Here is a 12,490-nt window from a genome sequence, read left to right as displayed (position 1 = left end):
CGGTACACAGTTGGCATTATACGACTTTGCAATCGTCAGTTTTTCAACGCTCCTGGAGGATGCGCAGCATCCGGCGCAGAGGTTCAGCCGCCCCCCAGAGCAACTGGTCCCCGACCGTGAAGGCGGAAATGTACTCCGGTCCCATGGTCAGCTTGCGAATCCGGCCAATGGGCACACTCAGCGTGCCGGTCACCTTGGCCGGGGTCAGCTCCGCCATGGTGGCTTCCTTCTCATTCGGAACCACCTTCACCCAATCGTTGGCCTTCGCCAGGATCGACTCGATCTCGTCGATCGGCAGATCCTTCTTCAGTTTGATGGTCAGGGCCTGACTGTGGGAGCGCATGGCACCAATCCGCACGCAGATACCATCAATGGGGATCGGGTTATCGCTGCGACCCAGGATCTTGTTGGTCTCCACGCCGGCTTTCCATTCTTCCTTGCTCATGCCGTTATCGAGCTGCTTGTCGATAAACGGAATCAGGCTGCCCGCCAGGGGCACCTGGAAATGCTCGGTGGGAAAGTTCCCGGAACGCATGGTGTCAGTAACCTTGCGGTCGATTTCCAGGATGGCTGACGACGGGTCTTCAAGCTCGGACTTCACGGCACCGTTGAGTGAACCCATCTGGTTGAGCAGTTCCCGCATGTTCTGGGCACCGGAGCCGGAGGCCGCCTGATAGGTCATGGGGGACACCCACTCGATCAGGTCCTGCTCCAGCAGGCCACCCAGCGCCAGCATCATCAGGCTGACGGTGCAGTTACCGCCGATATAGTCCTTGACGCCCTTACCCAGGGCTTCGTCAATGACGTTACGGTTCACCGGATCCAGTACGATCACGGAGTGGTCCACCATGCGCAGGGTGGAGGCGGCATCAATCCAGTAGCCATCCCAGCCCGCATCACGGAGTTTCTGGTATACCGCGGTGGTGTAATCACCACCCTGGCAGGTGACAATGACATCCATGGTTTTCAGGGTGCCAACGTCAAAGGCGTCCTGGAGTGGCGGGACGCCTTCCTTGCCAACGTCCGGGGCCGGCTTCCCGGTCTGGGAAGTGGAAAAGAACACCGGATCGATATCGGCAAAATCGTTTTCTTCACGCATGCGCTGCATGAGGACCGAGCCCACCATGCCACGCCAACCTACAAGTCCAACTCGCTTCATGTGCGACCTTTGTGACTCTATGCCCGCCCACTGCCGTTATCGCTGGCAGGGACCGGATGGATGATCCCGCGGCAGCGGCATCCTGCTACCGTCGGGTTTCGTGGGTGCCGGCCGATGGGCTGACCGTTACAGGGCCGTGAGGACAGCCTCACCCATTTCCCGGGTGGACACCTGCGTCGCGCCCTCGGACATGATGTCCGCGGTACGCAGCCCCTGGTCCAGCACCTTGCTGACCGCCGCCTCAATGGCCTCGGCGGCTTTTTCCTCACCGAGGCTGTAACGCAGCATCATGGCACCACTGAGAATGGTGGCCAGCGGATTGGCAATGCCCTGACCGGCAATATCCGGCGCTGAACCATGACAGGGCTCGTACATGCCCTGTTTTTCAGAGTTCAGGGAAGCGGATGGCAACATGCCAATGGAGCCGGTGAGCATTGCCGCTTCATCCGAAAGGATATCACCAAACATGTTACCGGTCACAATCACGTCGAACTGCTTGGGCGCCCTGACCAACTGCATCGCGGCGTTATCCACGTACATGTGGGACAGCTCCACGTCCGGGTATTCCTTCGCCAGGTCGTCCATGATTTCCCGCCACAGCACGGTCACTTCCAGCACATTGGCCTTGTCCACGGAGCACAGCTTGCCGTCGCGCTGCTGAGCGGCTTCAAAGGCCACCCGGCCGATGCGGCGGATCTCGGATTCGCTGTAGACATAGGTGTTATAACCCTGACGCTCCCCGCCTTCCAGTTTTCGGACGCCCCGGGGCTGACCGAAGTAAATGCCGCCGGTGAGTTCCCGGACAATCATGATATCCAGCCCGGAGACCACCTCGGGCTTGAGGGACGAAGCCGAGGCCAGTTGCGGATACAGGATGGCCGGACGCAGGTTGGCAAACAGCTCCAGGTTGGAGCGCAGACCCAGCAGGCCCTTTTCGGGCCGCTTGGCCATTTCCAGGCCATCCCACTTGGGGCCGCCCACAGCACCGAGCAGAATCGCATCGGCCTTCTTTGCCTGATCCAGGGTTTTATTCGGTAGCGGTTCGCCGGTTTCGTCGATGGCGGCACCGCCCACCAGGGCCTGCTCGAAGTGCAACTGCAGGTTGAACTGGTCGTTTATCTTGCGCAGGACCTTTTCCGCCTCGGTGACAATCTCGGGGCCGATTCCGTCACCAGGTAGCATGAGTACGGTTCTGGACATGTGTGTTTTCCTTGTTGATTCAGCGTTGATTCAGCGAATAGCGTCAGCGTTTTCAGTGGCCGGCATTGAACAGCCAGGGGGCTGTTTCACGACGGCTGTTCTCGTATTCACGGATCAGGTCGGCATCCTCAAGGGTGACACCGATATCATCCAGGCCGTTGAGCAGGCAGTGGCGGCGGAAGTCGTCCACCTCGAAGCTGAAGGACTCGCCGGATGGCGTGGTCACGGTCTGGCTCTCCAGATCCACGGACAGCTCGTAGCCCTCATTGGCCTCGATTTCCTGGAACAGCTGGTCGACAGTTTCTTCAGGAAGAACAATAGGTAACAGTCCATTCTTAAAGCAGTTGTTGTAAAAAATATCGGCAAAGCTCGGGGCAATGATCACCCGGAAACCGAAATCGTCGAGGGCCCAGGGCGCATGCTCCCTGCTGGACCCACAACCGAAGTTGCGGCGGGCCAGCAGCACGCTGGCGTTGCGATACCGTTCCTGGTTCAGGAAGAAATCCGGGTTGATGGGCCGCTGGGAGCAGTCCTGGTCCGGCTTGCCTTCGTCCATATAGCGCAGCTCATCAAACAGGTTGGGGCCGAAGCCGGTCCGTTTGATGGACTTGAGAAACTGCTTGGGGATGATCATGTCCGTATCCACATTGGACCGGTCCATGGGGGCGACGATGCCCTTGTGTTGCTGCAATGCTCTCATGGTCTGTCTCCTGTGGATCAGTTCATCATCTCGCGGACATCAACGAAATGGCCGTTGATGGCGGCTGCCGCAGCCATGGCCGGGCTGACCAGGTGGGTGCGGCCACCAAAGCCCTGACGGCCCTCGAAGTTGCGGTTGGAGGTGGACGCGCAATGCTCCCCCTGCCCCAGCTTGTCGGCGTTCATAGCCAGGCACATGGAGCAGCCCGGGTCGCGCCATTCCAGGCCGGCTTCGATGAAGATCCTGTCCAGGCCTTCCTGTTCGGCCTGGGCTTTTACCAGACCTGAGCCGGGAACCACCATAGCCTGCTTGAGGATCGGGGAGACCTTCCGGCCCTTCACAACCTTGGCCGCCTCGCGCAGGTCCTCGATACGGCTGTTGGTGCAGGACCCGATAAACACCCGGTCCAGCTTGATGTCGGTAATCTTCATGTTGGCGTCGAGGCCCATGTACTTGAGCGCCCGCACGATGCCTTCCCGTTTGATCGGATCTTCCTCGGCTGCCGGGTCGGGCACGTTGCTGCCAACGCCTGCCACCATTTCCGGCGAGGTGCCCCAGCTTACCTGCGGCTGGATCTCCGAGCCTTCCAGTTCGATGACCTTGTCAAACTCGGCGTCGGCGTCGCTATGCAGGGTGCGCCAGTACTCTACCGCCTCGTCCCACTGGTCGCCCTTGGGCGAGAAGGGGCGTCCCTTGACGTAATCGATGGTGGTGTCGTCAACGCTGACCATGCCTACCCGCGCGCCCGCTTCAATGGACATGTTGCAGATGGTCATGCGGGCTTCCATGCTCAGGTCGTGGATGGCGTCGCCACCGAATTCGATGGCGTAGCCGGTGCCACCGGCGGTGCCGATTTTGCCGATGATGGCCAGTACCACGTCTTTGCCGGTAACCCCGGGGCCGAGCTTGCCGTTCACTTTGACCAGCATGTTCTTCATTTTCTGCTGGACCAGACACTGGGTGGCCAGTACATGTTCCACTTCGGAGGTGCCGATGCCGTGGGCGAGGCAGCCGAAGGCGCCGTGGGTGGAGGTGTGGGAGTCACCGCAGACGATGCTCATGCCCGGCAGTGTGGCGCCCTGCTCCGGCCCAATGACATGGACGATGCCCTGGCGCTGGTCCTTGATCTTGAATTCGAGGATGCCAAACTCGTCGCAGTTCCTGTCGAGGGTTTCCACCTGGATGCGGGACACGGGGTCAACGATGCCTTCCACGCCACGTTCGCGGTCGGTTGTGGGCACGTTGTGGTCCGGCGTGGCGATGTTGGCGTCGATGCGCCAGGGTTTGCGGTTGGCCAGGCGCAGGCCTTCGAAGGCCTGTGGTGAGGTGACTTCGTGGAGCAAGTGCCGGTCGATGTAGATCAGTGCGGAGCCATCTTCCCGCTGTTTGACCAGGTGGTCGTCCCACAATTTGTCGTATAAGGTCTTGCCCGCCATGGTTTGGTCTCTCTCGGTTATTCGGGTCTTGGTTTTGACTGCTATGTGGGGAATTTTACTCCCCTGTGGCGAATAACCTCAATTCATGTTTTTCATTCTCTTCATTCCAGTTTGGAATGCTATAGTGAGAGAACCAAACCTGCTCGACTGACCTGGGTAGCCTGAGACCCATGGTGGCATGGCCGGTGAGCGGTATGGCTTTTCCGGACACGCCCCGCAAGTACATCCCTGTAGGGCTCGACGAGCGCCGTCCATGGCGCTCGACGGTCCGGAAAAGCCATCCCCCTCCCCGTCTTTCTGACCAGGTGCCAGTCGCTCTTGGAGTAACCGCATGGATTCCAATGCCCTCAAAGCGTTTATAACCATTATCGACCAAGGCTCTTTTTCAGAAGCCGCCGAAACCCTCCATCTAACCCAGCCCGCCATCAGCAAACGATTGGCCGCACTGGAGAACCAGCTTGGCACCCCACTGCTTGAACGCAGCCATCGACAAATCCGCCTGACGGACGCCGGTGCCCGGTTGCTGCCCCATGCCCGGCGCATTCTGGATGAGGTCCATAACGCCCGGCTGGCCCTGCAGGACCGGGATGGCGAGGTGGCCGGTCACCTGTCGCTGATTGCCAGTCACCATATTGGTCTGCATCACCTGCCCGCCTGGCTCCAGCGGCTGAACCGGGAGTATCCGGATGTGACGCTGGGTCTGCAGTTCATGGATTCGGAAGGGGCCTATGACCGCATGCGGCGGCGGTCGGCGGAGCTGGCGTTCGTGACGCTGAGCGAGAGTATGGACCAGTCGTTCGAGGTGCACGCCCGGTGGGAGGATGAGATGGTGTTTGTAGTGTCGCCGGAGCATCCGCTGGCCGGTATGGCGGCGCCGGATCTGGCCGCACTGTCGGGCTATGACGCCTTGTTGCCCGAAGCGGGGACGGCCACCTACCGGACGGTGAGCCGGTTGTTCCTGGATGCGGATCTGTCCCTGAACCTGCCCATGCCCACGAACTATATGGAAACCCTGAAGGTGATGGCCGGTGTCGGCCTGGGCTGGAGTGTATTGCCGGTTAGCATGGTGGATGATTCGCTGACGGTGCTGCCGATCAAGCACCGGGTCAGTCGTTTCCTGGGCGCCATCGGGTTGCGGGGGCGGTCACTCAGTCCCCAGTCCCGGGCCCTGCTAACGATCGCCGGTGAGATCAGGTAGCGGCGGCGTCTGGCGGCGGCTGTAACCAGCGCCAGGTGATAAAGATGGCGAAGACCATGGCCACTGCACCACCCCAGAAGGCGGCGGACGTGCTGAAGCCGTCCACCAGGAAGCCGGATAGCCAGGCACCCACGGCGCCGCCGGCGCCGAAGGTCAGGCCGCTGTATAGGGCCTGGCCCTGCCCGTGGTGGTGCTGGCCGAAGAAACCCTGCACGTACTGTACGGAGATCACGTGGAGGGCCCCGTAGGAGGCGGCGTGCAGTAGCTGGGCGAAGATCAGTACCGGCACCACATCGGTGACTTCGGCAATCAGGATCCAGCGCACCATGGTGAGCACCAGGGCGCCGATGGCAATCTGGCGGACGCTGAAATACCGTGTGAGTCGGTGCATGACCACGAACAGTCCGATTTCGGCAATTACGCCCAGGGACCACAGCAGGCCGATGGGGAGTTTGCCGTAACCGTGCTGTTCCAGGTGGATGCTGAAGAAGGTGTAATAGGCGCCGTGGGAGACCTGGAGCAGGAAGTTCATGCCGAAGAAGGCAATCACCGCCGGGTGACCGACGATGGCTTTCAGGCTACCGTTGGGGGCACTGGTTTTCTGGGCGCCCCGTTCCGAGGGCACCAGGAAGGTGGATACGGCGATACCCGCAAACACCGGTAACAGCAACCATGGCAGCATGGTGATCGGGATAAACTCCAGTATGGCGCCAATGATGGCGACACCGCCGATAAAGCCCACCGACCCCCACAGGCGGATGCGACCGTACTTCTCTTTCTTTGAGCCCAGCACCCGCAGGGTGATGACCTCGTACAGCGGCAGGATGGCGTTCCAGAAGAAGGTGAACAGCAGCATCACCAACAGCAGCCCATAAAAACCAGGCTCCAGGAACACGCCGGCAAAGCACAGTGAGCCCACCACGGCACCGAAGCGTACCAGCCGGACCCGCAGGCCGGTCTGGTCGCCGATCCAGCCCCATATGCTGGGGGCCACGATCTTGGTGAGCTGGATGGTCGCCATCAGGGTGGCGATCTGCAGGTAGGAGAATCCCCGCCCTTCCAGGTACAGGGACCAGTAGGGCAGCAGCGAGCCCAGCAGGGCGAAGAACCAGAAGTAGAGGTTTGAGAGTCGCCAGTAAATAACGGTTTTCCTTGAGATTCAGGTCGTCCGGTAAAGCCGTTACGGGGGCGCTACGCCCCCGCTGTCAACGCTGCCCGATATTCGGGGTGGTAACCTCGACATCGCCGTTCTGCCCCCGATGGCGCAGGTAGTGATCCATCAGCACGATGGCCATCATGGCCTCGGCAATGGGCGTTGCCCGGATGCCGACGCAGGGGTCATGGCGACCGGTGGTAACCACTTCCACCGGGTTGCCGTCCACATCGATGCTCTGCCCCGGCAGTCGCAGGCTGGAGGTGGGCTTCAGGGCGATGCTCGCGACAATGGGCTGGCCGGAGGAAATGCCCCCGAGCACACCACCGGCATTGTTGGACAGGAAGCCTTCCGGGGTCATTTCGTCCCGGTGCTCGGTTCCCTTCTGGGTGATCGAGTCGAAGCCGGCGCCGATCTCCACGCCCTTGACGGCGTTGATGCTCATCAGGGCGTGGGCCAGGTCCGCGTCCAGCCGGTCGAAGATGGGCTCGCCCAGGCCGGGTGGCACCCCATCGGCCACCACATTGATGCGCGCGCCAATGGAGTTACCCTCCTTGCGCAGGGCATCCATGTACGCTTCCATCTCCGGCACCTTGCTGGCATCCGGGCAGAAGAACGGGTTCTGGTGCACCTGCTCCCAGTCGAAGGTTTCCGCCTTGATGGGGCCAAGCTGGGACAGGTAACCGCGGATGCGGATGCCCAGACGCTGCTCCAGGTACTTGCGCGCCACCCCGCCGGCGGCCACCCGCATGGCGGTCTCCCGGGCGGAGGAGCGACCGCCGCCACGGTAGTCCCGTACACCGTACTTGTGCATGTAGGTGTAGTCGGCATGGGCCGGTCGGAACTGGTTGGCGATTTTCGAGTAATCCTTGGAGCGCTGGTCGGTATTCTCGATCACCAGGCCGATGGGGGTGCCGGTTGTCCGACCCTCGAACACCCCGGACAGGATCTTCACCTCGTCCGCCTCCCGGCGCTGGGTGGTATGACGGGACGTGCCCGGCTTGCGGCGGTCCAGGTCCGCCTGCAGGTCGGCCTCGCTCAGCTCCAGACCCGGAGGGCAACCATCGATGATGCAGCCCAGGGCCAGGCCGTGGCTCTCACCGAAGGAGGTGACGGTGAACAGTTTTCCAAAGGTGTTTCCGGACATAATTCAGTATCTTGTGGTTGAAAGTTAAAATCCGAATCAGGTTCTGTCGAGGCCTTCCACCAGGGTTTCACGGGTCAGCAGGAATACGCCATCGCCCCCGTTCTCGAACTCCAGCCATGTAAACGGGAGTTCCGGGTAGGCATCGTCCAGCGCGCCCCAGCTATTACCCACCTCCACAATCAGCAGCCCGCCCGGGTTCAGGTGGTCGGCGGCCTGGTCCAGTATGCGATGGGCAATAGCCAGGCCGTCCTGGCCCGCTTCCAGGCCGAGCCTGGGCTCATGGTGGTATTCGTCAGGCATGTCCGCCATGTCCTCGGCATCCACGTAGGGCGGGTTGCTCAGGATAACGTCGTAACGGCCCTCGATTCCGTCGAACACATCGGACCGTACCGCCCTCACCCGGTCTTCAAGCCCGTGGAGCTGGATGTTGGTGCGGGCCACTTCAAGGGCATCATCCGATACGTCGGACAGGTCCACCCGTGCATCGGTGAATACGCTCGCGGCAGCAATCCCGATGCAACCGCTGCCGGTGCACAGGTCCAGCACCCGCTCCACCGGATGGTCCGCCAGCCAGGGCTGCAGGCCCGCCTCCAGCAATTCCGCCATGGGGGACCGGGGTACCAGTACCCGTTCATCCACCTTGAACGGCAACCCCATGAACCAGGCCTCACCAATCAGGTAGGCCACCGGCTTGCGATCATGGACACGCCGGTCGATACGCTCCAGGATGACCTGGCGTTCGTCACGGGTCAGCCGCGCGTCCAGGAACAGGGTGTTGTTCTCCAGCGGCAGGTGCAGGCTGCGCATCACCAGCAACACCGCCTCGTCCCAGACGTTGTCGGTGCCGTGGCCAAAGTAGAGGCCGGCTTCGCTGAAACGGGACGCCGCGTAGCGCAGGTAATCCCGTACGGTAATCAGTTCGTCGATGGGACGGGTCACTGCCGGTTCCTTCTGCCAGCTCCGCCATGGCGGCGGGCAATGAATGTTGTGGGCGGATTATACGCGGATTCGTCGTGCCGGGCAGCCCCGCTGTCAGAGCGCCAGCGGCCCTGAGCTGTTGCGGTTCTTCTCGAACCGGTCCAGGGCGGCGTGCATGCGTTCGCGGCCAATCTGAATCAGCTCCGGTGCCTTGTGATAATCGTAGGTACGGCAGGAATTTTTGGGCACGTTCACCAGCAGGTCCGGCGGATAGCCGGCCAGTTTGTACTGCACCAGGGCGCTCTGCATGGTCTCGATGGTCAGGTTCATGATGTCGAACTTGCCGATGCCCAGCTTGTCCCAGTTGATGGTACCCGTCTCCTGCCAGGGGTCGCGATCCGCCGACGGCTTCTCTTCACTCTGCTCCCGGACTTCGTCCTCGAGTTTCTCCTCCGGGGAGTCACCTTTTACCGGGCTCCCCATATCCCGGCGGCCCCCGAAGGATTTCAGAGCCTCCCAGTCGAGCCAGCGCGAGGCCTTGTCGCGGATCTTGCCGATCCATTCGTCCAGCTCGCTGTCGTCGTCCAGGGGATGGAAGGCGGCATCGGGAATACGGCTATCCCGGTCGTTCTCGCCACTGAGGTTAACCGCAAACACCATGTCGGCGTGGGCGGAAATGGTAGGCATGATGGGCAGCGGGTTGAGAAGCGCACCGTCCACCAGCACCCGGCCATTCAATATTACCGGAGTGATCAGTCCGGGAATGGCGATAGAGGAACGGATCGCCTGGTCCAGCGGCCCTTCCTGGAACCAGATCTCCCGGTGCCCCAGCAGGTCCGTGGCCACGGCGGTGTAGGCAATCGGCAGGGTCTCGATGCGGGTGTCCCCCAGCATGTCCCGGACCACGGAGAAAACCTTCTCCCCCCGGATCGCACCCACCGAGTTCAGGGTCACATCCAGCAACTTGAGCACGTCGAACTGACCCAGCCCGGTGACCCAGTCCTTGTAGGCCTGCATCTTGCCGGCGGCATACACCCCGCCGATCAGAGCCCCCATGGAACAGCCGGAAATGGCCACGATCTCGTAACCTCGCTCCTCCAGTACCTCGATGGCGCCGATATGGGCATACCCCCGGGCGCCCCCGGACCCGAGGGCCAGCGCCACCCGCTTCCGCTGCTCTGGCGGGGCATCAATCCCGCGGGCTTCAGTTGCCGCCGGCTGCGGTCCGGCTGCAGAAGTTTCGATCGCGGGCGTCCTGCTCCCTCCGGATGGCCCGGACGCTGATTTTTTCCGGCTAGTCATCCGTCGATCCTCCTGCCGGTGGTGCGATGACCAGGATCTCGATGCGGTTTTCGGGGCGCCCCGGTGATGCCACGTCAACCAGCGGGCCAATGCCCTGTATCAGGTGACGGGAGCGGGAGATGCCCGAACGGTCCAGCAGGTCGGACATCGTTCCTGCGGCCCGTTCCGCCCGTTCGATGGCGTCCTCGACCCTTTCGTCGTCCTCCAGGCCGGTAAAGGCGGCTATTGCCACCCGGCTGCCTTCGGTTTTGGCCATGGACTCTATGCGGCGACGGGTCTCCACGTCCCAGTCGAAACGGACGGACATATCCCCTTCCCAGGGCACGATCACCGGCCCGACAACACGACTGCCGATGCCCTGGAACCCCGGGATTTCCGCCCCGTCGGCCAGCCTGAGTTGTTCCACCCACAGGTGGTCCCGCTGGTTGCCCCGGGTAACCGTGTAAAGGAGCACCAGCCAGCGCTGGCCCGCCTCATCCTGCCAGCCCGCCACCAGGTAGTCCTGGTTGGTATCACGACCATAGAGACTGGCCTGGTCAAAGACCTGGTTGGCCCATACATTGCTCCGACCGCACTGGCGGCCCTCGCACTGGAACAGGATGGTCGCGTTGCGCGCCTGCAACTGTTTAAGATACCAGGCCCGGGCATCCTGGCGATTGGCATCCCGATCCAGCAGGTAGAGGTGGCCGGTACCATCCACCTCCAGCCGGACCGAACGTTCGGCACGGACCTCATCCCCCACCTCACGAATGGCGCTGAGCATGACCCGGTGGCTGGCCGCGGTGATTGACCGCTCCTCCTCCAGGGTGGACAACGGAAAGTCAGGGAGCAGGCTGGCCTGTGCGGCGAACGGAACCAACAGCACCGTCAGCACCAGCAGGGCCCGGAGTTGGATGAAAGCAGGTATCGACATGGCTACTACTCCCCAGCCAGGAACGCCCGGATTCCCTGCTCCACCGGCGTGATATCACCGTCCAGGTGGCAGTGGTGTCCGCCGTCGATATCCAGGCAACGGACATTGGCCAGGGCGTCGAAGCGTTGCTGCCAGCGCTCGAAGGACGCCAGCAGACCCTGTTCCGCCCGGATCAGCAGGATCGGCGCCGACACCGAGCGCACGAAGCTCATCACCTGTTCCTCCGAGAATACCATGGTGGACGGGTGACGCAGCCGGGGATCGGTGCGCCAGAGCCAGCCCTCAGGCCCCTGCTCCAGGTTGCGGGAGAGCATTACCCTGGCCACCTCCACAGACAGCGGATTGCGCCCCCGGGTCCGCAACTTCGCAGCGTCGTCCAGAGACGGATAGCCGGTACTGGCACCGGAACCGGACAGGCGCTTGCGGATGCCCCGGCGAAGCTGGCTGACCGATTCCTCCGGTGCCTTGGAGATGGGGCCCAGGCTGTCGATCATCACCAGCCGGCGAACCTTCTCGGGAAACGCCGCCGCATACAGCATGGAAACAATGCCGCCCAGGGAATGGCCCACCAGGTCCACCTGATCGTGATCGGCAAAGTGCGTCTCGATCAGTTCCGCCAGATCGGCCACGTAGTCCGCCAGGAGGTAGCTCTGGCCCTCTGGTCGATGGTCGGAGTAACCGTGGCCGGCATGGTCCAGGGCCCAGATATCTCCCATGGACCGCAGGGTCGGCGCCAACCGGTAGAAGGTCAGGCTGTTATCCAGCCAGCCATGGAGCATCAGTACCGGAGTGGCCCCCGGATCGGCGTCGCTGGCCGGCCAGTGCAGCCCCGCCAGGGTCAGGTGTTTCAGGGGCCAGCGCACCTCCCTGAAGTCGGATTCGGAATCAGGGGGCAGGTCCGGGGACAGGGACTGGTTCATGAAAGCAGACTTTCCTTAAAACAGAACAACGGGCAGCCGCGCCCGGACGTTACATGGTATGGGTGGGCCGGTCGGAACTCAGGGAGCCCGCCAGGTAGGATTCGATCTTGGTCCGCGCGGTTTCGTCCTCACCGTTGAACTGCACACCAATGCCGGCGGCACGGTTGCCCTGTGCCCCCCGTGGCGTGATCCAGACCACCTTGCCGGCCACCGGGATCTTCTCGGGTTCATCCATCAGGTTGAGCAGCAGGAAGACCTCATCCCCCAACTGGTACTGCTTCTGGGTGGGAATAAACAGCCCACCCTGGCGGATGTAGGGCATGTAGGCGGCATACAGCACCGCCTTGTCCTTGATGGTCAGGGTCAGGATACCACTGCGTGCGCCAAAACCAGGACCCATGGCTTTCCTCCAGCTTTTGTATTTGTGTCGCCGCGGCAACAGTT

The 12,490-nt window shown here is 62.1% G+C and carries 12 protein-coding genes; 1 reads left to right on the top strand and 11 read right to left on the bottom strand.

Annotated features, from left to right (window positions below; genetic code table 11):
- Positions 1–43: 43 nt before the first annotated feature.
- The 4 genes from asd to leuC all read right to left on the bottom strand — a co-directional run bounded on the left by asd (position 44) and on the right by leuC (position 4,495).
- Entirely contained in the window at positions 44–1,159 is a 1,116-nt protein-coding gene (gene asd, locus ACJO3T_RS14050) for an aspartate-semialdehyde dehydrogenase (RefSeq protein ID WP_406978849.1), read from the bottom strand.
- 126 nt (positions 1,160–1,285) lie between these two features.
- Positions 1,286–2,359, bottom strand: coding sequence for a 3-isopropylmalate dehydrogenase (gene leuB, locus ACJO3T_RS14045; RefSeq protein WP_406963329.1), 1,074 nt, complete (start codon positions 2,357–2,359; stop codon positions 1,286–1,288).
- A gap of 52 nt (positions 2,360–2,411) precedes the next feature.
- The gene (gene leuD, locus ACJO3T_RS14040; protein ID WP_406963330.1) at positions 2,412–3,059 is read right to left on the bottom strand and encodes a 3-isopropylmalate dehydratase small subunit; all 648 of its coding nucleotides are present in this window, start codon (positions 3,057–3,059) and stop codon (positions 2,412–2,414) included.
- Between the two features lie 17 nt (positions 3,060–3,076).
- Positions 3,077–4,495: a 3-isopropylmalate dehydratase large subunit gene (leuC, locus tag ACJO3T_RS14035; protein WP_406963331.1), complete on the bottom strand. Its 1,419-nt coding sequence runs from the start codon at positions 4,493–4,495 to the stop codon at positions 3,077–3,079.
- A 331-nt stretch (positions 4,496–4,826) separates the two neighbouring features.
- Between leuC and ACJO3T_RS14030 the strand changes: the two genes are divergently transcribed.
- The gene (locus tag ACJO3T_RS14030) at positions 4,827–5,693 is read left to right on the top strand and encodes a LysR family transcriptional regulator (RefSeq protein ID WP_406963332.1); all 867 of its coding nucleotides are present in this window, start codon (positions 4,827–4,829) and stop codon (positions 5,691–5,693) included.
- On the opposite strand, the gene ACJO3T_RS14025 is transcribed toward ACJO3T_RS14030, so the two are convergent.
- The 7 genes from ACJO3T_RS14025 to ACJO3T_RS13995 form a co-directional block, all read right to left on the bottom strand.
- Positions 5,686–6,834 carry an MFS transporter gene (locus ACJO3T_RS14025; RefSeq protein WP_406978933.1) on the bottom strand — a complete coding sequence of 383 codons (1,149 nt, stop codon included), beginning with the start codon at positions 6,832–6,834 and terminating at the stop codon, positions 5,686–5,688. The genes ACJO3T_RS14030 and ACJO3T_RS14025 overlap by 8 nt on opposite strands.
- 64 nt (positions 6,835–6,898) lie before the next feature.
- The gene (gene aroC / locus ACJO3T_RS14020) at positions 6,899–7,993 is read right to left on the bottom strand and encodes a chorismate synthase (RefSeq protein ID WP_406963333.1); all 1,095 of its coding nucleotides are present in this window, start codon (positions 7,991–7,993) and stop codon (positions 6,899–6,901) included.
- A 36-nt stretch (positions 7,994–8,029) separates the two neighbouring features.
- Complete coding sequence (prmB, locus tag ACJO3T_RS14015; RefSeq protein ID WP_406978848.1) at positions 8,030–8,932, bottom strand: 50S ribosomal protein L3 N(5)-glutamine methyltransferase; 903 nt, start codon at positions 8,930–8,932, stop codon at positions 8,030–8,032.
- 93 nt (positions 8,933–9,025) lie between these two features.
- Positions 9,026–10,213: a patatin-like phospholipase family protein gene (locus ACJO3T_RS14010; protein WP_406978847.1), complete on the bottom strand. Its 1,188-nt coding sequence runs from the start codon at positions 10,211–10,213 to the stop codon at positions 9,026–9,028.
- Positions 10,206–11,126 carry a DUF4892 domain-containing protein gene (locus ACJO3T_RS14005; RefSeq protein WP_406978846.1) on the bottom strand — a complete coding sequence of 307 codons (921 nt, stop codon included), beginning with the start codon at positions 11,124–11,126 and terminating at the stop codon, positions 10,206–10,208. Before ACJO3T_RS14005 ends, ACJO3T_RS14010 begins: the two co-directional genes overlap by 8 nt.
- A gap of 5 nt (positions 11,127–11,131) precedes the next feature.
- Positions 11,132–12,046 carry an alpha/beta fold hydrolase gene (locus ACJO3T_RS14000; protein WP_406978845.1) on the bottom strand — a complete coding sequence of 305 codons (915 nt, stop codon included), beginning with the start codon at positions 12,044–12,046 and terminating at the stop codon, positions 11,132–11,134.
- 49 nt (positions 12,047–12,095) lie between these two features.
- A complete protein-coding gene (locus tag ACJO3T_RS13995) occupies positions 12,096–12,446 on the bottom strand; it encodes a PilZ domain-containing protein (RefSeq protein WP_189577885.1) in 351 nt (116 codons plus the stop codon).
- Positions 12,447–12,490: the final 44 nt, after the last annotated feature.

Origin of the sequence: Marinobacter shunpengi, assembly GCF_045449715.1 — a bacterium.
Classification (GTDB): domain Bacteria; phylum Pseudomonadota; class Gammaproteobacteria; order Pseudomonadales; family Oleiphilaceae; genus Marinobacter.
This window is presented reverse-complemented; position numbering and strand designations above follow the sequence as displayed.